Here is a 21,414-nt window from a genome sequence, read left to right on the forward strand (position 1 = left end):
TCAATCCTGTTCGTCGGAATCGGGCGGCAAGTTGCGCGGGATTACCTTTACCAACAGTATACGCGGGCCGTTCATCTTTTTCACGACCAGGTCGAAGGCATCGAATTCGACGCGTTGGCCCTGTTTCGGAATGTCGCCGAGCTTCAGCATGATCAGGCCACCGACCGATTCCACTTCATCCAGGCCCATTTCTTCGTTCTCGATGTCGACGCCGAGGATGCGCTCCAGGGAGAAGATGGGCAGGCTTGCCTTGCCGATCAGGGAGCCGTCCGGCTGCGACAGCCAGTCGTTTTCGTTGAGGCGGAACTCGTCGTGGATCTCTCCGACCATGGCGCCCAGCAGGTTATCCAGCGTGAGGAAGCCCACCGGGCGCTTGCCCTTTTCGCCGATCAGGGCGAAGTGCGGCGCGCCATCCTTGAAGCGGCGGAACAGTTCCAGCGCCGGGGTACGGGCCGAGATGGTCTCCACCGGACGCAGGAAGCCTGCCAGGTTTTTCAGTTCCTTGCGCGACTGCAGGGCGAAGAACAGGTCTTTCAGGTGCACCACGCCCAGCACCGCGTCGCCTTCTTCGTCGAAGTAAGGGTAGCGGCTGAAACGGTTGCGCACAACGGTGTCGAGGTTCTCGTCGATCGAACGGTCGGCGTGCAGCGCAATCACCTCATTGATCGGGCGCATCAGGTCGGCCACGCTCAGTTGCGAGAAGTCCAGCGAGTTGGCCAGGATGTTGCGTTCGTCCTTGTTGAAGGATTCGCCGGGCTGGCTGGTGCGCAGGATCAGCTTCAGTTCGTCGGTCGAGTAGTGCGACTCGTGGCCGCCGGCATTGCCAAGCCCGGCCAGGCGCAGCACCGCGTTGGCGCTCTGGTTGAGCAGCCAGATGGCCGGGTACATGGTCCAGTAGAAGGCGTACAGCGGAATGGCGCTCCACAGCGCGACCGCTTCGGGAATGCGGATCGCCAGCGATTTCGGCGCCAGCTCGCCCACCACGATGTGCAGGAAGGAGATGGTGACGAAGGCGAACACGAAGGAAATGCCGTGCACGATTTCCGGCGAGGTGATGCCGATGAAAGTGAGCAGGGGTTCCAGCAGGCGGGCAAAGGCTGGCTCGCCGATCCATCCCAGGCCGAGCGAGGCAAGGGTGATGCCCAATTGGCAGGCGGACAGGTAGGCATCGAGCTGGCCGTGGACCTTGGCAAGGATGCGGCCACGCAGGCCCTGGGTCTTTTCGATGGCACGCACGCGGGTGCGGCGCAGGGTGACGATGCTGAATTCAGCGGCGACGTAGAAGCCGTTCAGTGCTACGAGGAAGAGTGCGAAAATGACTAGTAAAAGGTTGTCCATATGCGCCCTAAGGCGGAGAGTCGAAAACCTCTATCTTATCCGACCCGGGGCATAGCTCGCGCAATTGTGATAATTTCTTGACGGAAAGCTAAGGCTGCGGAGCCAGGCCGCTGGCCTTGCAAATGGCCAGCAGGCGCATGGCCAGCTCGCTGTCGTTGGCGGCGCGCTCGCGCTGGATGGCCAGCAGGGCGCGCTGCGCTTGCAGTACCGGCTGCTCGTCGCTCATGCCGCGCCGCGCGCGCGTTGCCGCCAGTTCCAGCGCGGAGCGGGCGCTGGCTTCCCGGACGGCGAGAGCTTGCCGGCGCTGGCGCGCGGCGGCGTAGGCGGACAGGGCGTCATCCATTTCATGCCAGGCTTTCAGGACGGTTTTCTGGAAACTGATGGCGGCTTCCTGCTCTTCCAGCTTGCGCAGCTCGACGGTCGCGCGGCGCCGCCCATTCTCGAAGACCGGCAGTTGCAGGCTCGGTCCGAGCGACCATTGGCGGCTGCCCCAGTCGCCGAACTTGCCGGCATCGACTGATTCGAAGCCGAGTGAGAGGCCAAGCGTGATGCGCGGATAAAGGTCGGCGACTGCCACGCCGATCCTCGCCGTTGCCGCCTGCAGGCGGGCCTCTGCCGCCTGGATGTCCGGGCGATGCCGGATGACCTCTCCCGGCACGCCAAGTGCAAGGTCAGGGCCGTCTGGCGCCGGCGCGCCCTGCTGCGCTGCAAGTTGCTCCTGAAGCGCGCCGGGCGGCTTGGCAAGCAACATGGTCAGCCTGTTGGCGCCTGCCGCTTCCTGCTCGAGCAGGGCCGGCGCGTGGCTTTCCAGTTCGGCGAGCGCCAGGCGCTGTTGCTCGACTTCGAGATCGGTGGCGAGCCCGCCGCGCTGGCGGGCCGCTGCCAGCGCAGCCAGGTCGCGCGCTGCGGCCAGGTCGGCCTGGAGCAATTCCTGCTGGCGCTGGGCTGCGCGCAGCTCGTAGTAATTGCGGGCCACTTCCAGCTGCACCGCCAGTTGCACGTCGCGCAGGATCGAGCTGGCTTCCGCCATCCCGGCATCCGCCGCCTGCACGCTGCGCCGCACGCGCCCCCACAAGTCCAGCTCCCAGGCGGCATCGAAGCCGGCCTGGTACAGCGCGAAGGGATCGCTGAGTTTTTCGATCAGCACCTCGCGATTGGCAGGGGCGATCGCGTCGACCATGCGCGTACCTGCGCCGGATTCCGACTGGCGCTGCCGGGCGGCGCCGGCATGGGCGGTAAGCTGCGGCCCCTGGGCGCCGGCGGCGACGTTGCGTGCCATCCTGCTTTGGGCGAAGCGCAACGCGGCCGACTGCACGTCGAAGCTTGCGGCCAGTGCTTGCTGCTGCAGGCTGCGCAATACGGGATCGTCGAAGCGGGCAAACGATTGCGCCGTGCCGGCTGCCAGGCCTGTCTCGCGCAGGGCAGGAGCCCCGCCGTGCCAGTCTCCATAGGCAGCAGGCGCTTGCACGGCCGGTTCGTGGTAGTCCGGCCCAACCGTACAAGCAGCCAGCGCCAGGCAAAGCAGGGAGACGGTAATCTGTTTCATGATGGTTCCAGTTCAAGCAAGACGATGGCGGAACAGCCATGCCGCCAAGGGCAGCGTTATGAGGGCAATCAGCACGAGCGGCACCATATTCGGCCACAAGGTGCCGAGCCCGACGCCTTCGAGATAAATCCGCTGCACCATGTCGATGGCAAAGCGCAGGGGATTTGCCATCGTCGCGACTTGCAGCACTTGCGGCATGTTGCGTACCGGCGTGGTGAGGCCTGACAGCAGCATCATCGGCATCACCAGGACAAAGGTGTACAGCATTGCTTGCTGCATGTTCAGTGATACGGCAGATATCGACAGGCCGATGCCGACGCTGGCAACCGTGAACAGCGTCAGTCCTGCGTAGATCGAAAGCAGCGAGCCCGCCATCGGCACACCGAACCAAAGCCGCGTGACCAGCAGGATCAGGGTCGACTGCACCAGCCCGATCATGATGGGAGGCAGGGCCTTGCCGATCATGATGTCGATCGGCGTCAGCGGTGTCACCAGCAACTGGTCGAAGGTGCCTTGCTCGCGCTCGCGCGCTACGGAAAGGGCGGTCAGCAGCAGGGTTTGCAGCATGCTCAGGGCCGCGATCATGCCCGGCATCAGATACCAGCGGGTTTCCAGGTTCGGATTGAACCAGGCGCGCGCCTCGATGCGCAATGCCGGCGGGGCGCCGCCGTGCCGCTCCCGCCACTGGCGATTGAAGTCAGCGACTACGGCGCCGACATAGGCTGCGGCCGAACCGGCCGTATTGGAATTGCGGCCGTCCAGTACGATTTGCAGCGGTGCTGCATCGCCAGCATACAGGCGGCGTTCAAAGTCGACGGGGATGATGATGGCAAGCAGGGCCTTCTCGCTGTCGATGGCGTCGCGCAGCGCTTCCTGCGTTTCGACAGTCAGCGCGCGGCGAAAGGTACCGCTGGCATCCAGCCTGGCCAGCAGCTCGGCAGAGGCGGCGCTGTGGCTGGCGTCATGCAGCGCATACGGCACGTACGTCAGGTCATAGGTTGCGGCGTAGCCGAACAGCAGGCTTTGCACGATGGCGGGCACCAGCAGGATGAAGCGGCTCTTGGGATCCTTGAGCACGGCCAGGAATTCCTTGCGGACGATGACGGCAATGCGGCGGAAGAGTGCGATCATGGCTAGTCCAATTGCTTTCGGGTGACCGCACGGGCGATGCCCAGCAACAGCACGGCGTAGGCGGCGAGGATGGCGCAGTTGCGCAGTATCAGCGGCCAGACATTCCCGGCCAGGAACAGGGTCTTTACCAGTTCCATGAAATAGGTCGCGGGCAGGATGCGGCCGACCACCTGCACCGCCAGCGGCACATTGCGCAGGTCGAACAGGAAGCCGGACAGCATCAGCGAAGGCATGAAGCTGCTGACCAGGGCGAGCTGGCTGGCCAGGAACTGGTTCCTGGTCGCGGAAGATATCAGCAACCCCATGCCGACCGCGACGACCAGGTACAGCATGGAGGCGAAAATGATGACCAGCAGCGATCCCTGCATCGGCACCTTGAACAGGAAGCGTGCGGCGGCCAGGCACAGGAAGAGCCCCATCATCCCGACGCAGAAGTAGGGGATGACCTTGGCCAGCAGGATTTCGACTGGCCGCACCGGCGTGACGAACAGCGCTTCCAGCGTGCCGCGCTCCCATTCGCGTGCCATCACCAGGGCGGTGAGGAAGGCTCCCACCAGCGTCATGATCAGCACAATCAGGCCGGGTACCAGGTACCAGGTGCTGGTGTTGGCGCTGTTGTACCAGATGCGCTGCTCGATGCGTACCGCGCCGTTGGCTGGAAGGGCGTCGGGGCGGGCGGCGCTGCCCAGGCGTTCTGCGCGGCGGGCACTCCATTGCTGCAATGCTCCGCTTGCATAGTTCAGGATGATGCTGGCGCGGTTGGCTTCCGCGCCGTGTACGATGATTTGCACGGCTGCGCTGCCTGCTGCCGCATCGCGCGTGAAGGTGGCGGGAATTCGAACGATGGCGTCCACGCGGCGGTCGCGCATCAAGGCCTCGGCATCATGCATTGACGTGACGGGCAGCGGCGCGAAGGATGGCGACAGGCTGAAGCCGGCGACAGCTTCCTGCGCGGTTGGCGAACTGTCTTCCATGACGATGGCAACCGGAGCATTTTTTACGTCGAGCGACAGGCCGTAGCCAAAGATCAGGATCAGCACGATTGGCAGGGCGATGCCGATTGCCAGGTTCGAAGCGTCGCGCAGGAGCTGGCGGAATTCCTTGCGCACCAATGCCGCGAGGCGGGAGCGGAAGCCGCTGTTCATCGTGCGCCTCCGCTACGGTTCTTTTCGACGATCTTGATGAAGGCGTCTTCCATATTGCTTGCATCGCCCGCCTGCGTCCTGACCTCGCGCGGCGTGCCGATGGCGAGCACCTTGCCTGCATCCTGGATCACGATCCGGTCGCAGTACTCGGCTTCTTCCATGAAGTGGGTGGTCACCACGACGGTGACGCCTTGTTCGGAGAGAGTGGTGATCCGGCGCCAGAATTCGCGCCGGGCGAGTGGGTCGGCGCCGCTGGTTGGCTCGTCCAGGAACAGTACTTCAGGCTCGTGCAGCAGGCCGGTGGCCATGGCGAGACGCTGCTTGAAGCCGCCCGGCAGCTGGCCGCTGGGCATGTGTTCCTGTCCCCGCAGCTGGAATTCTTCCAGCACCTGGCTGGTGCGCTTTTCCAGGCGCTGGCCGTACAGGCCGTAGGCGCCGCCAAAGAAATCGAGGTTTTCCCGAACGGTCAGGTTGCCGTACAGGGCAAATCTTTGCGATACGTAGCCGACCTTGGCGCGTGCTTGTGCGCGGGCGTGGCGCAGGTTGACGCCTGCCACCTGCAGGAAGCCGGAGCTGGCAGGAAGCAGTCCGCACAACATGCGGAAGGTGGTGGTCTTGCCGGCGCCGTTAGGGCCCAGCAAACCAAAGATCTCGCCGCGCGCGACCCTGAAGCTGGTGCTCGCCACGGCGGTGAAGTCGCCAAACTTCCGCACCAGGTCGCGCACCTCGATCATCGAATCCGCGCCGCCCTCAGGGCTGGCGGCTGGCGCGGGCTTGCTTGCTGCAGGGGGCGTGAGGGCGGGCGAGGTGGGCGAGGTGGGCGGTGGCGGGGCCGCGCGCAGCAGCATCATGAATCCATCTTCCAGCCGTGCGGGAACGGGGTTGACTGGCAAGCCGTCAAGCAGTTGCGCGACCGCGCCATCCGAAGCCTCCGCCCGCCGGATGAACCTCACGTGCCCACCCTCCGGCACGGCATCGACCACGACATCGCGCGCATCGAGCAAACGCGCCTGCAACGCCCGCGCCGAATCGCCAGTACGCGGCACGGCCGTAAAACTCAAGCCCTCGGCACGAGAACGCAGGTCAGCCGGCGCACCGGCCGCCAGCAAACGTCCCTCATGCATGACAAACACCTGCTGGCAACGCTCCGCCTCGTCCATGTAGGACGTGCTGACGATGACGGAAAGCCCTTCTTGCTCCACCAGTTGCCGCACGATTTCCCACAGTTCGCGCCGCGACAAGGGATCGACGCCGACAGTCGGCTCATCGAGCAGCAGCAACTCCGGCAAGCGCACCAGCGTGCAAGCCAGGCCAAGTTTCTGCTTCATCCCACCGGACAGCTTGGCCGCCGGCCGCGCCGTGAAGCGCGCCAGGTCGGTCATGTGCAGCAGCCGTTCGAATCGCTCGCGCCGCACGTCCGCCGGCACGCCATGCAGGTCCGCATACAGGTCCATGTTTTCCTGCACGCTCAAGTCTTCGTACAAGCCGAAGCGCTGCGGCATGTAACCGATACGGTCCTGCACTGCCTGCGGATGCGCCGCAACATCGACGCCCAGTACCGACAGGTTGCCAGCGCTGGGCGCCAGCAGGCCCGCCACCATGCGCAGCAAGGTAGTCTTCCCGGCGCCATCCGGCCCGACCAGCGCAGTCAAGGCGCCAGGCGCCACCTCCAGCGTCACGTCGCGCACCGCCTCGACAGGCGCTGCTGCGCCTTTGACGTTGAAGTGGCGGGACAGGCTGCGTCCGCTGAGGACTGCCGAATCCACGATCAGTGCCCGGTTGCGATCCGCACGGTTGCCGGCATCCCCATGCGCAGCACATCGGCCTTGTCGTCGGCCAGCACGCGCACCTCATAGACCAGCGCCGTGCGCAGCTCCTCCGTCTGCACGCTCTTCGGCGTGAACTCGGCGACTGAGGAAATGTAGCCAACCTTGCCGGCCAGCGCCTTGCCTGGCTGGCTGTCGATGGAAATGCTGGCGGCTACGCCGGGCCTTACACGGCCCAGGTCAGCCTCGCGTACATAGGTTCGGACCCATTTGGGGTCGGCAATTGCCAGCGTATAGACAGGACGCTGCGGCGAAGCCATGTCGCCAGCCTCCATCAGTCGCGCGCGCACCACCGCGTCGACAGGCGCCTTCAATGATGCCTCGCCAAGCTGGTATTGCAGCAGCGCGACCGCTGCATTGGCGGCATCGAGTTGCGCCTGCGCTTGCGCGATATCTTCGCGGCGCGGGCCGTGCTGGGCCAGCTCCTGCGCCTGGCGCGCCTGTTCCAGCGCCGCTTGCGCCGATTTGGCGCGGGCGCGCGCGGCGTCGACGTCCTGCTGGCTGACGGCGCGGCCATTGCTGTCCTGTTGCACGGCCAATACGCGCTCGAGCTGCTGGCGCGCGAGATCGGCTTCCGCCTGCGCGGCGCCGGTGCGGGCACGCGCCTGCGCCAGCTCTTCGGAGCGTGTGCCGGCCTTGAGGCGAGCCAGCGCCTGCTGCTGGGCCGCCGCCTGGGCTTCGGCCTCCGCCAGGCGCAAACGCAGGCCGCGCGTATCGAGTTCCGCCAGGACCTGGCCCGGCCGCACCTTCTGGCCTTCTTCCACCAGCACGCGTGCAATCCGTTCGCTGGAGGGAAAGGCGAGTGCCACCTGGCGCAGGTCGACATTCCCGTACAGGACCAGTTCCTTGTCATTTGGCGCAGGACGGCTCCAGTACCAGGCGCCTGCCGCGATGGCCGCTGCGGCGACAATGGCAAATCCAACAAGCTTTTTGTTCATGGCAGAACCTCCTGCGGAAAATTCTACATCAAATTCAAATTTGGATTTGAAATAGTTTTGGACGTAAAATGCGAGCCATGCAAAAAAAGACAGCCATCCGTGCCAGCCGCCAGGACGGCGACGCCACCCGCCAGGCCCTGTTGGACGTGGCGGGGCAGGTGTTCGCGGAACGCGGCTTTGCCGATGCCACCAGCAAGGAAATCTGCGCCCGCGCCGGCACCAATATCGCTGCCGTCAATTATCACTTCGGCAGCCGCGGCGCGCTATACGAAGCGGTGCTGGTGGAAGCGCACCATCATTTGCTCAAGCTTGAGGATATGCAGGAAATCGCGTCGCGCGACTCGTCTCCGCGCGACAAGCTGCGCCTTGTCTTGCGCGGCATCGTGCTGCGCGCCACCGGACCGGACGCGCATTGGGGCGCCCGCGTCGTGATTCGCGAACTGATGTCGCCCACCGAGCACGCCCCGGTGCTGGTGCATCAGGCCATCGCACCCAAGGCCATGGTCATGCTGGGGCTGGTGTGCGAACTCCTCGGCCTGCCGCCCGCCACGCCGGGCCTGCAGCGCGCGCTATTCCTCCTGATGTCGCCCTGCCTGGCGCTGCTGGTGGCCCCGCGCGAAATGCGCACGAAACTGTTCCCCGCGCTGGGCGACGATGCCGAAGGCCTGGTCGACGACATGATGACCTATGCCAGCGCCGGCCTTGACGCTATCGCTGCGAAATATTCAGCATCGCCTCGACCACGGGGTGGCTGATGCGGCGTTCGCTGGAGATGGCGTAGAACTGCTCGCGCAGTTCGGAGGCCGGCCTCACGGGAACGGCGCCAAACTGCTCCAGCATGTCGCCCGCCAGCGCCGCCGGTGCAAAGAACAGGCCCATGCCGCTGCGGCCGAAAGTATTCAGCATGGCGCTATCCTCGAATTCCCCCACCACGTCGGGCCGCACGTCCTGTTCCAGCAGCCAGGCGTCGATCCGGCCGCGCAGCGCGGTATTCCGGGTCGGCAGCAGGATCGGGGCGCCGTTCAGGCTCTCCGGGAAGTCCCTGCCGTACTTGCGCGCCAGCGCGCGCACGCCGAACAACTGCATTTCGCTTTCACCGAGCAGGTGGCTGAATACCTTGAGCGATGCGCTGGCGCGCACCGGACGGTCGGTCAGCACCACGTCCAGCTTATGCAGCGCCAGTTCGGCCAGCAGGGCGTCAAATTCGCCCTCGGTGCAAACCAGGCGCACCGGCGTGTCCGGCGGCAGCGCCGCCTGCAGGTAGTGGGCCGCGATCAGTTTGGGCATGGAGTCGGAAATGCCGACCGTCAGCCGGATCTTGCCGGCATCCACTTCTTCCAGCGCCTCTTGCATCCGGTCGCCGAGCTGGAAAATCTGCTCGGCGTAGGTCAGCGCCACCCGGCCCGCTTCGGTCGGCACCAGGCGCCGGCCCTGCTGGGTCAGTAGTGACTTTCCGATCGATTGCTCCAGTGCGGCGATTTGCGTGCTGACCGTCTGGATGGCCAGGCCGAGCCGGTCGGCAGCCCGGGTCACGCTGCCTTCGGCGGCAACCATGCGGAAAAAGTAGAGGTGGCGGAAGTTCAGCCCAGTGGTCTTCATGCTTCTGTTTTTACGAAGTAATACTTCGATTATCTTCTATTTTTTAAAAGTTGTCCCGGGCTTAGACTTGCCAGACTTATCAACGAGAAAGGGTCAACCGATGAAGCACTTCAGGATCTCATTCCTGGTCTCCTTCATCTGTCTTGCTGTGGCAGGGTGGTGGGGGTACCAACAAACCGGCGTCAGTGGCGCCCTGGCGGCCTTGTGGATCGCCTTTATCCTGAGCGTGATGGAAGTCTCGCTCTCCTTCGACAACGCGGTTGTCAATGCCTCCGTCCTGAAAAACTGGGACGAATTCTGGCAAAAGCTGTTCCTTGGCGTCGGCATCATCATCGCGGTATTCGGCATGCGCCTGGTATTCCCGCTGGTGATCGTGGCGGTGGCGGCAGACCTCAGCATTCCCGATGTATGGAACCTGGCGCTGAACGACCCGAAAGCCTTCTCGACCCATCTGACCAACCACCACGCCGAGGTGGCGGCTTTCGGCGGTATCTTCCTGCTGATGGTGTTCCTGAATTTCATCTTCGATCATGAAAAACAGATGCACTGGCTGGGCAATGTGGAACGCAAGCTCGGGGCGCTGGGCAAGGTGTCTTCGATCGCCATCATGATCTCGATGGGTGTGCTGCTGGGCAGCCTCGGCATCGTCGAGGAATCGCAGAAATTCATCGTGCTGGTGGCCGGCATGTGGGGTCTGCTGACCTACATTGGCGTGGATGCGCTGTCGTCCTGGATGGAGAAGAGCGAAGAAGGCGGCGTGAATGCCGGTGAACTGGTCAAGCGCGGCGGCGTGGGCGGCTTCCTGTACCTGGAAGTGCTGGATGCCTCGTTCTCCTTCGACGGCGTGATCGGCGCGTTTGCGATTACCAGCGACGTCGTGATCATCATGCTGGGCCTGGCCATTGGCGCGATGTTCGTACGCTCGATGACGGTCTACCTGGTGCACAAGGGCACGCTCGAAGAGTATGTCTACCTGGAGCACGGCGCGCACTACGCGATCGGCATCCTGGCAGTGATCATGTTGGCGAGCATGAAGTTCCATATTCCGGAAGTGATTACCGGCCTGATTGGGGTGGCGTTCATCGTGGCATCGCTGTGGTCCTCGATCCGCCATAAGAGACTTGAAATGAAGGGAGCCTGAAACCATGACGATTTTTAAAGTGACCGGGGATATCGATCCCTTCCTGCAGGTGTCGATGAAGCAGGGCGAGCGCATCTTCTGCGAATCGAACGCGATGGTGATGATGGATTCCACGCTCGAGCTGAAAGGCAAGATGCGCGGTGGCCTGGGCGGCGCCCTGATGCGCTCCCTGGCGAACGGCGAGTCCTTCTTCCAGCAGAACATCGAAGCCACCGGCGGCGACGGCAACTGCCTGCTCTCGCCCAACCTGCCGGGCGCCATGCGCGTGCTGGACGTCGGCGAGCGCCAGTACCTGATCAGCGACGGCGCCTTTGTAGCAGCCAGCAGCGGCATCGACCTGCGGGTGCGTACCCAGAACGTGGGCAATGCGCTATTCGGCCAGAGCGGCGGCTTCTTCGTCACTGAATCGACCGGTTCCGGCCAACTGGTGGTGTCGGGCTTCGGTGCGCTGCATGAAGTCGACGTGGAGCCGGGCAAGGAAGTCGTGATCGACAATGCCCACGTCGTGGCCTGGGATAGCGCCCTGCGCTACGAGATGGCCGTGGCGACGCGCTCCGGCGGCGGCTTGTTCGGCAACCTGGTCAACTCGGTGACCAGCGGCGAAGGCATGGTGCTGCGCTTCTCCGGCCGCGGCAAGGTGCTGATCTGCTCGCGCAACCGCGAAGCTTTCGTGGCCTGGATGATGTCGCACCAGTCCCGCTAATACGGTTTACCTCCGTTAAACGCCCCCCATGGCGTTCTTCCTTGCGGTGGTCCTGGAAACAGGCCACCGCTTTTTTTACTGGAGGACGAGCATGCCGGCGTTATACAGGGCATGCGCCAGCATGGGCGCCAGCAGCGATTTGCTGCGTTCCGCGGCAATTGCCGTGCACAGGCCCAGCACGAAGACCGGCGCCATGGCCAACGGCGGATGGATCACCGCGAACAGCGCCGCGCTGGCCGCCATTGCCTGCCAGGCTGGCAGCGAGCGGCGCAGGCCGCCGAAAACCTGGCCACGGAAGATGAATTCTTCAAAGACCGGTGCGGCCAGCACGGCAAGGGGCGCCATCCACACCAGGGCGACCGGTTGTGGCGCGCCTGGCATGGCGCCGGCATGGCGCAGGATGGCCAGCCACAGGAAGCCAGCGGCCAGCGCGGGCAGTGCCATCAAAAACCCCCAGCCCACTGCGCTGGGCCATGCGGCGCGCCACGGTCCATGCCACAGGCGCGGCACGCCGCTGGTTCCGCTGCGCCAATACACCAGGCGCGCCAGCCCGTAGACCAGGGCGCCGGAAACGGCGAAGGACAGCGTCACCGTCGGCAGCGAAACCGGCTTGCCGGCAAGGTATAGCGCGCCTGCGACCAGCAGTTGCAGCAGGAAGAACAGGATGGCGGCAATGATGCCGTCCGATGCGGAAACCCGCGGCGGCGGCGAGGCGGCAGGGTCCAGCAGGTAAGGCAGCGAGTCGCGGGCCCGCTGCCACAGCGACATTGCAAGGGACGCCAGCAGCACGATCGCCGCGAGGCGCACATGCCATTCGCGCGTATTCAGCGAGTAGGTGTATAGCGACGACAGGATCAGGTAGGCGTAGGCAAAGGTGGGGCGCACGCGGGCGTGCATGTCCTGCGCCAGCGGATCGCAAGCCCAGACGCCCAGAGCCACGGCGATCGTCGCGAAAATGGGAATGCCGGCCGTGACCAGCACGAGTTGCGAGAGCAGTTGTCCATCGGCCGGCACGCCGAACCATAGGCCCATCGCGAAAACGGCCAATGGGTAGATCAATGCCAGCACCGACCATAGCTGCGCTTTCTCGGCCAGCATGCTGCCAATGCTCTTTGGATAGGTGTAGAGCAGCCACAGGGCGTGGCCCTCGGTGTTGATGGTCTGGAAGGCCGACAGCATCAGCACGTAGGCGCCGAGGCCGAAGGCAACGGAGGACAGCAGGGCCGGGTCGCTGATGAACTGGTGCATGTTCTTCACCTGGCCGTTCAGCACCAGCTGGCTGCCGAAGATGATCAGGGGGATCAGCAGGCTTTGCACCAGGAAGTTGCGGTCGCGGCCGAGCAACCGCAGCTCGCGCCGCTGCAGCGGCGTGCCGGGCGCCCAGCCGGCGAAAGCTGGGCGCACGACGCTCCCGCGGCCGCTTTCGCGCGAACCGGTGGCAACCACGCCCTCGGCAAGCAGGGTTTGCAGCAGGCGCAGGCCAAGCCAAAGCACGAACGCGGTTTGCGCTGCCAGCAGGGCAGCGTAACCCATGGCATGCGCCGCATCGCGCGCATTCAGCGCCTGCAGCGCAAGAGCCGGCGGCGTCCACAAGGTCCAGGCTGGAAATTGAGCGGCCCAGCCGAGGGTCAGCGTGGCGGTCGGCATGGCAAGCGACATGGCAAGGTACATCAGCGGCATGCTGGCCACGGAGGCGATGGCCTGCAGGTTGCGCAGCTGGGACGGCGCCAGGCGCAGGCGCAGGCCGGTATCGGCCACCGTGCGCATCGTCGCGGCACAGGCCAGCAGGGGCAGGGTGCATGCGGCCCCCAGCAATGGCGTGCTCCAGCGGTAGCCGGAATGCCAGGCCACCGCCATGCACATCGGCCATAACGCCAGGATGCCTGAAGGATTGGCCAGCGTGCGCTCGGCGATGCGCGCCAACAGCAAGGTGCGCCGTTCCAGCGGCAGCGTGACCAGCCACTCCAGGTCCCAGTCCGGCTGCGCCAGTTCCTTGCTTCCCAGTGGCAGCAGGAAGGCGATGCCGAACAGCAGGCTGGCCTGCATGGCTGCCGCCTGCATCAGTACCGGATGGAAGGGCGCCGACTGCAATTCCTTGCCCGCCTTGCGCATGGCGGCGCGCGGGGCGGCGTCCGATTCGGCGGCGGCGCACTGGCTGCCGGTCGGCAGCCTGCACTGCATGTTCAGCAGCGACGTGCTGGCGGTGTTGATGAAGGCGAACAGCATGAAAGCCGACAGCACGAAGGTGATCAGCCAGCGTGCATTCCTTTTACCGCGCGTGGCTGCGCGGCTGGGGCCGGGCCGGCCCTTGCGCAAGCGCAGGGCGTTGCCGATGTTCAGTAACCGCAACAGCCGCAGGCGTGCAAGCAGCCAGAATGCACGCGGCGCGCTGGGCAGGTCCATCATGCGGCCAGGCTGTCTTCGTCGGTGAATTTGAGGAACAGCTCCTCCAGGGTGCTGTTGGCGCTGCTGGCGCCGCGCAGTTCTTCCAGCGAACCGGTGGCCACCAGGGCGCCGCGGTTGATGATGCCGACCCGGTTGCACATGCGCTGCGCCATGTCGAGCAGGTGGGTGGAGACGAAGATGGTCTTGCCGGCGGCCGCACTGGCGATCAGGCGGTCCTGCACTTCGCGCGCGGCACGCGGATCAAGGCCGTTGATCGGTTCGTCCAGGATCAGCACTGCGGGGTCGTGCACCAGCGCGCAGGTCAGGCCCAGCTTCTTCTTCATGCCCATCGAGTAGTTGACGGCGAATTCCTCGCTCACGTCCTGCAGGCCGAATTCCTGCAGCAGCTGGACGGCGCGTTCGACGGCAGCCTTGCGCGGCATGCCGTGCATCTCCGCCACGAATTGCAGGATTTCCCGCCCGCGCAGGAAATCGTAGAAGATGGGGTTGTCGGGCAGGTAGCCAACGTGGCGTTTGACTTCGGCGGCGTCGGCCTGGCAATCGAGACCGTCGACCAGCACGCGGCCGGCGCTTGGCACCAGGATGCCCATCATCATGCGGATGGTGGTGGTCTTGCCCGCGCCATTCGGTCCAAGGAAGCCAAACACTTCGCCGCGCTGCACCGCCAGCGTCAGCGGCTGCACGGCGGGAAAGTCGCCGTAAAGCTTGGCCAGTCCCTGGAATTCGATCATGGCCGCAAGCTCATGCCGATACGTTCCGTGCGTGGCGCCCAGTTGCCCAGGATGTCGGCGGAAACCAGCACGCGTTCGGCGCGGCCGATCAGCAGCTTGCGCGGCACGAAGCCGATAAAGCGCGAATCGCGGCTGTTGTTGCGGTTATCGCCCAGCATCAGATAGCTGTCGGCCGGCACGGTGACCGGACCGAAATCGCGCTTGGCGTCGACTTGCGGCAGCACCTGGATGCTGTAGCTGGCGCTGGCATTGTGTTCCTGCAGCTGCAAAGCCTGCAGGTCGCCGACCTTGTCGATATGTTCGGTGGCATTGCCCAGCACTGCGTATTCAGAGGTCTTGCCATTGATGATCAGGTGCTCGCCGCGGATTTCGACGCGGTCGCCGGGCAGCGCTGCAATGCGCTTGATCAGGCGGGTGCGGTCCTCCGGCGAGAAGAAGGTGACCACGTCTCCGCGCTGCGGCTCGCCAAGGTGGCTGACGGAGATGTCGGTCAGCGGTACTTTCAGGTCGTAGGCGATGCGGTTGACGAAAACCACGTCGCCTTCCAGCAGGTTGGGATGCATGGAGGCGGACGGAATCGGATTCCAGTCGGCGATGGCGGTGCGGAATACACCCAGCGTCAGTAGGAAGACGATGAAGCCTTTGTTTTCACGAATGAGTTTTTTCACGTCCGGAGTCTCCGACAAGTTCAGGAAACTGCATCATCTTATCAAAATCTTAAACGCTGCTTAGACCGAAGGCTGCCAGCATCTGGCGCTGTCCCCTGGGCGGTACTTGCAGCGCGCGGCTGTCGAGATCCTGCTCGACCCAGCCGCGTTTCAGGGCCAGTTGCAGCAGGGCTGCGCCGAGCGCTCCGCCAAGATGTGGTTTGCGTTCGCTCCAGTCCAGGCAAGGGCAGGCAAAGCGGCGGCGCAATTTGCGCAGGGCAGCCAGGTCCAGGCCCAGTTGCGCGAATTGCTGCTCGCCTGCCGTGCTCAGGTCGTAGCCATCGCTTGCCTCCGCCAGCCAGCCCTGCGCGGCGAAATGGTCATGCAGCCTGACCGCTACCGTACCCGCCATGTGATCGTAGCAGGTGCGTGCATGGCGCAGGCGGTCGGGCGTATTGGGCTTGAATTCATCGCGTGGCAGGCCTGCAACGACCAGCAAGGCTTCCAGTGCGCTGGCCACTTCCGGGCTGGCGAGCTGGTAGTAGCGGTGTTTGCCTTGCGCGAGCTGCACCAGCAGTTGCTCGTCCTTCAAGCGTGCAAGGTGGGCGCTGGCGGTGGACGGGCTGACTTCCGCCACCACGGACAGTTCGGTTGCGGTGCGTGCATGTCCGTCCAGCAGGGAGCACAGCATGCGGGCGCGGGCCGGTTCGGCGATGGCGCCGGCGATGTTGGCAAGTTTGGAATCCATATTTCGGCCGTGGGCGAATTGTCGTTGTGCTTTTTTCAGCATACTGCAATTTCTTGAACGTTGCCGGAGGAATGAAATGCAGAACCTGGAATGGGATGCGGGGCGCGGCTTGTGGGTCGCGGCCGGCGCCGCGCTGGTGGAAGAGGTGCTCAGCCACACCATGCTGCGCGTGCGGCCGCCGGCCGAACCTGTGCCGGCCGCGATAGCCGGCGGCAGCGCCGGCGAGGTGTTCGGCGCACTGGTGCGCATGAACGATGGCGAACGCCACGCCGCGCCCAAGTTGGCGCTGCAGCGCGCGCTGGCCCTGGCCGCGAGCGGGGAGCTGGCGCGGCAGCGCGCGCAGTCGGTGGCGGAGCGCCTGCTGGCCGAGGGCCGCCCGATCGGCGACTGGGCATTCGAAGCGCCTGTCAGCACAGTCGCCAGCCTGCTTGGCTTCGCCGCCGCCCAGTTGCCTGCGGTGGCGCGCTGGATGGGCGACTTCGTGGCCTGCCTGTCGCCATTGAGTAGTGCGGAGCAGGTCGAACAGGCGCACGCGGCGAGCCTGCGCCTGCTGGCCGCCATGCGCGAGTTGCTGCAAGCGGCGCCGGAAGGATCGCTGGCCGCAACCGTCGCACAGGAAGCCGCCGCTGCCGGCTGGCGGGATGACCACGCCATCATCGCCAACCTGGTTGGCCTGCTTTCGCAAACCTACGAAGCGACGGCAGGGCTGCTGGGCAACAGCATGGTTGCGCTCCAGCAGGGCGCGCCAGGCGACGACGCCGACGCGCTGCTGGCGCAAGTGATGCAAAGCGATCCGCCCATTGTCAACACGCGGCGTTTCGCCGCGGAGCGCTGCCAGGTCGGCGGCGTGACAGTCGAGGCGGGGCAGGCGATACTGGTCTTGCTCGGCGACGCAGGGCGCGGCTTTGGCCATGGCCGCCACGCCTGCCCCGGCCAGCAACTGGCGCAGCAAATCGCTGCCGGCTGTATCGAAGCGCTGCGCAGCAAGCCGCTGCCGCAGCTAAGCTGGACTTACCGCGCATCGCTCAACGCGCGCATACCGGAATTCCACCAATGATTGCAGTGATTTTTGAAGTCACCCCGGCCGAAGGCCGCAAGGACGCTTACCTGGACATCGCAGCGCGGCTGAAGCCAACGCTGGAGCAGATCGACGGCTTCATCAGCGTCGAGCGCTTCCAAAGCCTGGCCAACCCGGGGAAGATGCTGTCGCTCTCCTTCTTCCGCGATGAGGAAGCGGTGCAGGAATGGCGCCGCGTGGAAGCGCATCGCGCTGCCCAGCAGGCGGGGCGCGAAAGGCTGTTTGCCGATTACCGCCTGCGCATCGCCCACGTGGTGCGCGACTACGGCCTCAATGAGCGCGCGGAAGCGCCGGCCGACAGCCGCGAACGGCACGGTTGATCAGTGCCCGCGTTTCTGCACCAGCGCACTGCCGGCACCGTGGCGCTTGCCTTCGCTGACTGCGGTCACCGTGCCATCGGGATTGAAGACGATGGCGTTGGCGGCGCCGATCTCCTCGGCCGAGGCATCCCAGCGCTGGCCGAAACGCTCCAGCGCCCGGGCTTGCGCGCTGCCGGCAAATCCCGGCTCGACGGACGTGGCCTGGCCGTTGCGCTCGGAGATGCGCGGCGCGTTCAGTGCGGCGGGCATGTCCATGCCCAGGTCGATATGGTTGAACATGGTCTGCAGCACCGTGGTCACGATGGTGGCGCCGCCCGGGCTGCCGATGGTGAACGCCGGCTTGCCGTTGCGGAAGGCGATGGTGGGCGACATGCTGCTGCGCGGGCGCTTGCCGGCTTCCGGCACGTTCGGATGCGGGCCGGTGAAATCGAAGTCCGTCATCTCGTTGTTCAGGATGAAGCCATAGCCCGGCACCGTGATGCCGCTGCCGCCCCATGATTCGATGGTGAAGGTGTAGGCGACGATATTGCCGTCCTTGTCCGACACGGCCAGGTGGGTGGTGTGCGCGCTTTCCGACAGCAGCCTGGCCTTGGCCGCAGCGGCCGGCCGCAGCGGCACGCTTGGGTCCTGCTGGAACAGGTAGGGATCGCCAGGCTGCGCGTGGTATCGGGCCTGGGCAGGGTCGATCAGCTCACGGCGGCGTGCCGCATATTCCTTGCTGACCAGGCCCGCCACCGGCGTGTCCACATATTCGGGATCGGCCAGGTAGGCATTGCGGTCGGCGAAGGCCAGGCGCGCCGCTTCCATGTACAGGTGTTCGGCTTTTTCGCGCGGCATGGATTTCAGGTCGAAGCCTTCCAGGATATTGAGCGCTTCGGCAATCGTCACGCCGCCGCTGCTTGGCAGGGGCATGCCGACCAACTCATAGCCGCGGTAAGTGCTGCGCACCGGCTGGCGCCAGCGCGCTTCGTAATTGGCCAGGTCGGCCAGCGACATCCGGCCCGCGCGCACCGAAACGCCGGCGGCGACCGGCGGACGGTTGACCGTGTCGACAATCGCCTGCGCCAGCTTGCCCGAATAGAAGGCTTTCACGCCGCCGGCGGACAGCAGGCGGTAGGTCTTGGCCAGGTCGGGATTGCGCAGCAGGGTGCCGGCCGGCAGTGCCTTGCCGTCCCGCATATAGCGCGCCGCGGTGTCAGGGAACAGCGCGAACTTCTTCTCATTTTCCGTGACCAGCGCCACGAAATTGGCGTTCAGCCGGAAGCCATCCTGGGCCACCTTGATGGCCGGGGCCAGCACCTGTTTGAACGACATGGTGCCGTAGCGGTCCAGCGCATCATGCCAGCCGCGCACCGTGCCCGGCACGCCAACGGCCATGCCGCTGGCGACCGCGGTCTCGAAATCCATCGCCTTGCCATCCGGCGCGAAAGCGTTGGACTGGAACGATGCCGGCGCCACCTCGCGATGGTCGAGCGTGATGACGCGGTTTTCCCTGGCCAGGTAAATCACCATGAAGCCGCCGCCGCCCACGCCACAGCTGAACGGGTCGGTCACGCCCAGCGTGGCCGCCGCCGCCACTGCCGCATCGACCGCGTTGCCGCCTTTGTCGAGGATCGCCAGCGCGGCCTGCGAGGCCGGCTCGCTGATGGTCGCCACGGCGCCGCCGGTGCCGCTGGCAACCGGGGTCTTGGCCCAGGCCGGGGCGCTGAACGCCAGCGCAAGGATGATGGTGGACGTCAGTCGTCGGGGCAGGGCATGTGGCGTCATGGGCAGCTATGTTGGCTGGGAAATATTTACCCGCAAGCTTACCCGATAATCCGGCGCCGGTGCCTTCAGCGACGGCGGTTCTGCCGGCTCCATCCCCAGCAGCGTGAAGGTCAGCCCATTAAGCGTCACGGTCTTGCTGGCCCCCGGCATGGCGTCCGCCAGCACGAAGCTGGAGCTGCCTTGCTGGTCGCTCAGCACGAAGCTGTAGCTGATGTATCCAGCCCAGACGCAGACTGCGCCTTTTTTACAGCGGCTGTCATTGACACGCTCGAGCTTGAGCGTGACTGCAGGGGCCAGCTTGACGATTTCCCCTTGTGCCAGGACGTAGCTGGCGCTGGTGCGTGGTGCCGGGCGGCTGGCTGCATCCTCGGCAGTGCTGCGGGTCGAGCCGCAGGCGGCGGCAATGGCGAGGACCAGGCCCGCCATGCCCAGACAGATCAGTCTAGCTTGCATGATGTTCTCCTCTGGCCTGGGAACAGCTTAGCAAATTACAAACTATCGTGTTGCACTGTTGAGTCCACTCAACAGTATGGTCGTGCCGAAAAAAAAGCGCCCCGGAGGGCGCCAGTTTTTATAGTTGGTTTTCACAACTTATTGTGTGCGGCGGCGGCGGGCTACCCCCAAGCCCATCAGGCCGACGCCAAGCAGTGCCAAGGAAGCGGGTTCCGGAACCTCTTGCGGGGGAAGGCCCGGGTCGGTCGGCGCATTGGCGCTGTTGGCCATGACTTTGAATTCGACATTGGTATTGTTGTCGTGCACGTTCAGCGAATTGAGCTTGAAGGTGTGGACGACGCCCGCCGTCAGGGAAACTTCGTCCCAGTAAGCGGAATAGCTGCTGGGCTTGGGGAGGGTCTTGGCCACCCCAACGTTGTCGAGGAAGAGGTCGAAGTCGAAATCCTGGACGCTGCCGCCATTTGGCGGCGTAATGCCAAAGTCGAAGGTGGTGTCGACGCTCACCGTCACGTACAGGACCTCCAGGTCTTTTACGTGAATCCAGTCGGCAAAGGTCCAAACCGATTCACCGTCAGGATTCCAGCCAGCACTGATTACCGAATCAACCGTCAATGCCAGTGGATTGCCGTAGGTTTGTCCGTCTTTGGTCGGGCCTGCAACGGCCAAGCTGGCTGTCAGGGCGCAAATTGCGGTCAATGCAAGCTTCTTGAACATGGGTAACTCCTCAGTGAGTGTGCTTGAGAGTTACTAAGCAATCGCTATGCCAGGAATTCAAACTCAGCCATATCAAGGGCTTAGCGATAGTTGCGATGTGGAATGTAAAAATTCCCGACATTAAGAAGCTTGCCCAAAAGTAAAAAAGCACCGACCCTTGCGGAATCGGTGCTTTTGCCGGAGGGTGCAGGCTTACATGTAGGCGGCCAGCGCACCCTTCATTTTCTTCAGCGCAGCCGCTTCGATCTGGCGGATGCGCTCGGCCGACACGCCGAACTCTTCCGCCAGCGTATGCAGCGTGGCGCCCGAACCATCGTCGTTGGCCAGCCAGCGTGCCTCGACGATGCGGCGCGAACGGGCGTCGAGCTTGGACAGGGCGGTTTCCAGGCCTTCGGACTGCAGGCGCACCACCTGTTCCGCTTCCAGCACCTTGGTCGGCTCCATATTGTCGGAGGACAGGTAGGCGATGGGCGAGAACTTGTCGTCTTCGTCGTCGGACGGCGCTTCCAGCGCGATGTCACGGCCGCTCAGGCGGGTTTCCATCTCGATCACGTCCTCGCGCCTCACGTCCAGGGTCTTGGCCAGTTCGTCGATTTGCGCCGGCGACATGGCGTCGAGCCCCTGCTTGTGGCTGCGCAGGTTGAAGAACAGCTTGCGCTGGGCCTTGGTGGTGGCCACTTTGACCAGGCGCCAGTTCTTCAAGATGTATTCGTGGATTTCAGCCTTGATCCAGTGCATGGCATAGGACACCAGGCGCACGCCCTGGTCGGGGTCGAAGCGCTTGACTGCCTTCATCAGGCCGATATTGCCTTCCTGGATCAGGTCGCCGTGCGGCAGGCCATAGCCCAGGTAGCCGCGCGCGATCGACACCACCAGGCGCAGGTGAGAAGTCACCAGCGTTTCCGCGGCCTTGATATCGTTCTTTTCCTTCAGGCTCTTGCCCAGCGCCACTTCTTCCTCATGGGTCAGCATGGGCAGGCGATTGACAGCCGAGATATAAGCGTCCAGGTTGCCCAGGCTCCCGCTGAAGCCAAGGGTCAGCGCGTTGCTGCCGGCAGGTACCAGTGCGTTTGTTGCGGTCATCTTGTCTATCCTCGCTTGAAGGGAATGCTTTTCAGAGTTACCAGCATGCACGACAGAACTTAAATGATTCTTAACCTCTATCATGCCGTTCTGAACATAT

At 64.5% G+C, this 21,414-nt stretch carries 20 protein-coding genes; 5 read left to right on the forward strand and 15 right to left on the reverse strand.

The features are described from left to right. The 6 genes from ACN9MU_RS07675 to ACN9MU_RS07700 all read right to left on the reverse strand — a co-directional run bounded on the left by ACN9MU_RS07675 (position 1) and on the right by ACN9MU_RS07700 (position 7,924). Entirely contained in the window at positions 1-1,338 is a 1,338-nt protein-coding gene (locus ACN9MU_RS07675; protein ID WP_426321486.1) for a hemolysin family protein, read from the reverse strand. An 88-nt stretch (positions 1,339-1,426) separates the two neighbouring features. Continuing rightward, positions 1,427-2,884 carry an efflux transporter outer membrane subunit gene (locus ACN9MU_RS07680; RefSeq protein WP_426344381.1) on the reverse strand — a complete coding sequence of 486 codons (1,458 nt, stop codon included), beginning with the start codon at positions 2,882-2,884 and terminating at the stop codon, positions 1,427-1,429. A gap of 12 nt (positions 2,885-2,896) precedes the next feature. Next, positions 2,897-4,015, reverse strand: a complete 1,119-nt coding sequence (locus tag ACN9MU_RS07685) for an ABC transporter permease (RefSeq protein ID WP_426344382.1) — start codon at positions 4,013-4,015, stop codon at positions 2,897-2,899. A gap of 2 nt (positions 4,016-4,017) precedes the next feature. Continuing rightward, positions 4,018-5,160 carry an ABC transporter permease gene (locus ACN9MU_RS07690; RefSeq protein WP_426344383.1) on the reverse strand — a complete coding sequence of 381 codons (1,143 nt, stop codon included), beginning with the start codon at positions 5,158-5,160 and terminating at the stop codon, positions 4,018-4,020. Beyond that, a complete protein-coding gene (locus tag ACN9MU_RS07695; RefSeq protein WP_426344874.1) occupies positions 5,157-6,929 on the reverse strand; it encodes an ATP-binding cassette domain-containing protein in 1,773 nt (590 codons plus the stop codon). The genes ACN9MU_RS07690 and ACN9MU_RS07695 overlap by 4 nt, the downstream gene beginning before the upstream one ends. Continuing rightward, a complete protein-coding gene (locus ACN9MU_RS07700; RefSeq protein WP_426344384.1) occupies positions 6,929-7,924 on the reverse strand; it encodes an HlyD family efflux transporter periplasmic adaptor subunit in 996 nt (331 codons plus the stop codon). The genes ACN9MU_RS07695 and ACN9MU_RS07700 overlap by 1 nt, the downstream gene beginning before the upstream one ends. A gap of 77 nt (positions 7,925-8,001) precedes the next feature. On the opposite strand from ACN9MU_RS07700, the gene ACN9MU_RS07705 reads away from it, so the two are divergent. Beyond that, positions 8,002-8,679 carry a TetR/AcrR family transcriptional regulator gene (locus tag ACN9MU_RS07705; protein ID WP_426344385.1) on the forward strand — a complete coding sequence of 226 codons (678 nt, stop codon included), beginning with the start codon at positions 8,002-8,004 and terminating at the stop codon, positions 8,677-8,679. On the opposite strand, the gene nhaR is transcribed toward ACN9MU_RS07705, so the two are convergent. Then, the gene (gene nhaR, locus ACN9MU_RS07710) at positions 8,633-9,523 is read right to left on the reverse strand and encodes a transcriptional activator NhaR (RefSeq protein ID WP_426344386.1); all 891 of its coding nucleotides are present in this window, start codon (positions 9,521-9,523) and stop codon (positions 8,633-8,635) included. The genes ACN9MU_RS07705 and nhaR overlap by 47 nt on opposite strands. A gap of 100 nt (positions 9,524-9,623) precedes the next feature. Here nhaR and ACN9MU_RS07715 point away from each other — a divergent pair, with 100 nt between their 5' ends. Beyond that, positions 9,624-10,664, forward strand: a complete 1,041-nt coding sequence (locus ACN9MU_RS07715) for a DUF475 domain-containing protein (protein ID WP_426344387.1) — start codon at positions 9,624-9,626, stop codon at positions 10,662-10,664. Between the two features lie 4 nt (positions 10,665-10,668). Next, the gene (locus ACN9MU_RS07720; protein WP_426169250.1) at positions 10,669-11,367 is read left to right on the forward strand and encodes a TIGR00266 family protein; all 699 of its coding nucleotides are present in this window, start codon (positions 10,669-10,671) and stop codon (positions 11,365-11,367) included. A 75-nt stretch (positions 11,368-11,442) separates the two neighbouring features. On the opposite strand, the gene ACN9MU_RS07725 is transcribed toward ACN9MU_RS07720, so the two are convergent. The 4 genes from ACN9MU_RS07725 to ACN9MU_RS07740 are packed head-to-tail and all read right to left on the reverse strand — an operon-like array spanning position 11,443 to position 15,899. Continuing rightward, positions 11,443-13,773, reverse strand: coding sequence for a CPBP family intramembrane glutamic endopeptidase (locus ACN9MU_RS07725; protein WP_426337087.1), 2,331 nt, complete (start codon positions 13,771-13,773; stop codon positions 11,443-11,445). Next, a complete protein-coding gene (locus ACN9MU_RS07730) occupies positions 13,770-14,504 on the reverse strand; it encodes an ABC transporter ATP-binding protein (protein ID WP_426337088.1) in 735 nt (244 codons plus the stop codon). Before ACN9MU_RS07730 ends, ACN9MU_RS07725 begins: the two co-directional genes overlap by 4 nt. Continuing rightward, positions 14,501-15,172, reverse strand: coding sequence for a signal peptidase I (gene lepB / locus ACN9MU_RS07735; RefSeq protein WP_426169258.1), 672 nt, complete (start codon positions 15,170-15,172; stop codon positions 14,501-14,503). The genes ACN9MU_RS07730 and lepB overlap by 4 nt, the downstream gene beginning before the upstream one ends. 49 nt (positions 15,173-15,221) lie before the next feature. Further along, a complete protein-coding gene (locus tag ACN9MU_RS07740; protein WP_426337089.1) occupies positions 15,222-15,899 on the reverse strand; it encodes an ArsR/SmtB family transcription factor in 678 nt (225 codons plus the stop codon). A gap of 76 nt (positions 15,900-15,975) precedes the next feature. On the opposite strand from ACN9MU_RS07740, the gene ACN9MU_RS07745 reads away from it, so the two are divergent. Next, positions 15,976-16,956: a cytochrome P450 gene (locus ACN9MU_RS07745; RefSeq protein ID WP_426337090.1), complete on the forward strand. Its 981-nt coding sequence runs from the start codon at positions 15,976-15,978 to the stop codon at positions 16,954-16,956. Continuing rightward, complete coding sequence (locus ACN9MU_RS07750) at positions 16,953-17,297, forward strand: antibiotic biosynthesis monooxygenase family protein (RefSeq protein WP_426169265.1); 345 nt, start codon at positions 16,953-16,955, stop codon at positions 17,295-17,297. The genes ACN9MU_RS07745 and ACN9MU_RS07750 overlap by 4 nt, the downstream gene beginning before the upstream one ends. On the opposite strand, the gene ggt is transcribed toward ACN9MU_RS07750, so the two are convergent. The 4 genes from ggt to rpoH all read right to left on the reverse strand — a co-directional run bounded on the left by ggt (position 17,298) and on the right by rpoH (position 21,314). After that, on the reverse strand, positions 17,298-19,064 hold the full coding sequence (gene ggt, locus ACN9MU_RS07755; protein WP_426337091.1) for a gamma-glutamyltransferase: 1,767 nt from the start codon (positions 19,062-19,064) through the stop codon (positions 17,298-17,300). It lies immediately after the preceding gene. A 6-nt stretch (positions 19,065-19,070) separates the two neighbouring features. Next, positions 19,071-19,517, reverse strand: coding sequence for a hypothetical protein (locus ACN9MU_RS07760; protein ID WP_426169269.1), 447 nt, complete (start codon positions 19,515-19,517; stop codon positions 19,071-19,073). A 138-nt stretch (positions 19,518-19,655) separates the two neighbouring features. Beyond that, positions 19,656-20,231, reverse strand: coding sequence for a PEP-CTERM sorting domain-containing protein (locus tag ACN9MU_RS07765; protein ID WP_426337092.1), 576 nt, complete (start codon positions 20,229-20,231; stop codon positions 19,656-19,658). Positions 20,232-20,423: 192 nt separating this feature from the next. After that, positions 20,424-21,314, reverse strand: coding sequence for an RNA polymerase sigma factor RpoH (gene rpoH / locus ACN9MU_RS07770; protein WP_426321509.1), 891 nt, complete (start codon positions 21,312-21,314; stop codon positions 20,424-20,426). Between the last annotated feature and the right edge of the window lie 100 nt (positions 21,315-21,414).

It is taken from the genome of Pseudoduganella sp. R-32 (assembly GCF_049913245.1).
GTDB lineage: Bacteria > Pseudomonadota > Gammaproteobacteria > Burkholderiales > Burkholderiaceae_D > Rugamonas.

What these genes read in the sequence shown, in the direction of transcription:
- ACN9MU_RS07750 (WP_426169265.1), top strand. Translation starts at nt 16,953, where the DNA reads ATGATTGCAGTGATTTTTGAAGTCACCCCGGCCGAAGGCCGCAAGGAC.
- ACN9MU_RS07725 (WP_426337087.1), bottom strand. Translation starts at nt 13,773, where the DNA reads ATGATGGACCTGCCCAGCGCGCCGCGTGCATTCTGGCTGCTTGCACGC.
- ACN9MU_RS07690 (WP_426344383.1), bottom strand. Translation starts at nt 5,160, where the DNA reads ATGAACAGCGGCTTCCGCTCCCGCCTCGCGGCATTGGTGCGCAAGGAA.
- ACN9MU_RS07745 (WP_426337090.1), top strand. Translation starts at nt 15,976, where the DNA reads ATGCAGAACCTGGAATGGGATGCGGGGCGCGGCTTGTGGGTCGCGGCC.
- ACN9MU_RS07715 (WP_426344387.1), top strand. Translation starts at nt 9,624, where the DNA reads ATGAAGCACTTCAGGATCTCATTCCTGGTCTCCTTCATCTGTCTTGCT.
- ggt (WP_426337091.1), bottom strand. Translation starts at nt 19,064, where the DNA reads ATGACGCCACATGCCCTGCCCCGACGACTGACGTCCACCATCATCCTT.
- ACN9MU_RS07680 (WP_426344381.1), bottom strand. Translation starts at nt 2,884, where the DNA reads ATGAAACAGATTACCGTCTCCCTGCTTTGCCTGGCGCTGGCTGCTTGT.
- ACN9MU_RS07675 (WP_426321486.1), bottom strand. Translation starts at nt 1,338, where the DNA reads ATGGACAACCTTTTACTAGTCATTTTCGCACTCTTCCTCGTAGCACTG.
- ACN9MU_RS07700 (WP_426344384.1), bottom strand. Translation starts at nt 7,924, where the DNA reads ATGAACAAAAAGCTTGTTGGATTTGCCATTGTCGCCGCAGCGGCCATC.
- ACN9MU_RS07720 (WP_426169250.1), top strand. Translation starts at nt 10,669, where the DNA reads ATGACGATTTTTAAAGTGACCGGGGATATCGATCCCTTCCTGCAGGTG.
- ACN9MU_RS07730 (WP_426337088.1), bottom strand. Translation starts at nt 14,504, where the DNA reads ATGATCGAATTCCAGGGACTGGCCAAGCTTTACGGCGACTTTCCCGCC.
- nhaR (WP_426344386.1), bottom strand. Translation starts at nt 9,523, where the DNA reads ATGAAGACCACTGGGCTGAACTTCCGCCACCTCTACTTTTTCCGCATG.
- ACN9MU_RS07705 (WP_426344385.1), top strand. Translation starts at nt 8,002, where the DNA reads ATGCAAAAAAAGACAGCCATCCGTGCCAGCCGCCAGGACGGCGACGCC.
- ACN9MU_RS07765 (WP_426337092.1), bottom strand. Translation starts at nt 20,231, where the DNA reads ATGTTCAAGAAGCTTGCATTGACCGCAATTTGCGCCCTGACAGCCAGC.
- ACN9MU_RS07740 (WP_426337089.1), bottom strand. Translation starts at nt 15,899, where the DNA reads ATGGATTCCAAACTTGCCAACATCGCCGGCGCCATCGCCGAACCGGCC.
- rpoH (WP_426321509.1), bottom strand. Translation starts at nt 21,314, where the DNA reads ATGACCGCAACAAACGCACTGGTACCTGCCGGCAGCAACGCGCTGACC.
- ACN9MU_RS07685 (WP_426344382.1), bottom strand. Translation starts at nt 4,015, where the DNA reads ATGATCGCACTCTTCCGCCGCATTGCCGTCATCGTCCGCAAGGAATTC.
- ACN9MU_RS07760 (WP_426169269.1), bottom strand. Translation starts at nt 19,517, where the DNA reads ATGCAAGCTAGACTGATCTGTCTGGGCATGGCGGGCCTGGTCCTCGCC.